The organism is Haloferax sp. KTX1 (assembly GCF_902410085.1).
Taxonomy (GTDB): Archaea; Halobacteriota; Halobacteria; order Halobacteriales; family Haloferacaceae; genus Haloferax; species Haloferax massiliensis.
This window is the reverse complement of the sequence record NZ_CABPRH010000133.1, coordinates 1-473: the sequence shown is the minus strand read 5'-3', so window position 1 is coordinate 473 and position 473 is coordinate 1. Positions and strand designations below refer to the sequence as shown.

The 473-nt window shown below is 64.1% G+C and carries 1 protein-coding gene; it reads right to left on the bottom strand.

Annotation, left to right across the window (positions count from 1 at the left end; genetic code table 11):
* Positions 1 to 122: 122 nt before the first annotated feature.
* A partial coding sequence (locus tag FY251_RS21140; protein WP_222847878.1) for a hypothetical protein occupies positions 123 to 473 on the bottom strand: 351 nt, incomplete at its 5' end.

Here is a 473-nt window from a genome sequence, read left to right as displayed (position 1 = left end):
CACTGAGCCCTCATGCTCAGGGGCCGGGCTTTCATTCACGGCCTGGGTGATTGTTCGCTCGGCCCGAGTTGGCCCTGGCTCCGGCTCGGTCGGCTCCGGCATCGGCCCCGGCTGCGCCGGCGTCACATCAGCAGCAAGGTGATAGCGAAGGTGGTCAGTGATGCGATCAATGCTCCAATCGCCGCTGCTCCCATTATCAACCAGGGCAGCCTCCGCTGCTGCTGGCTCTGATTCTGGATCAGCCCCTGAATCTGGCTCTGTTGTTTCTGTAGTGCCTGTTGCTGGCGCTTCTGGAGCGTCAGCGCGTTGCGCTGGAGCTGCTGCTGGCGCTTGGCCGCCTGCTGGCTCTGGGTCTTGGCTTCTTCGATCTGCGTCGCCGCGTTGCTGGTCGTCTCTGTCAGCCGATACGTGGCGCTCGTCAGCAGCTCCGACAGCTCGCCCACTCTGTGCTGGAGCTCCCGCGTCGTCTGCAT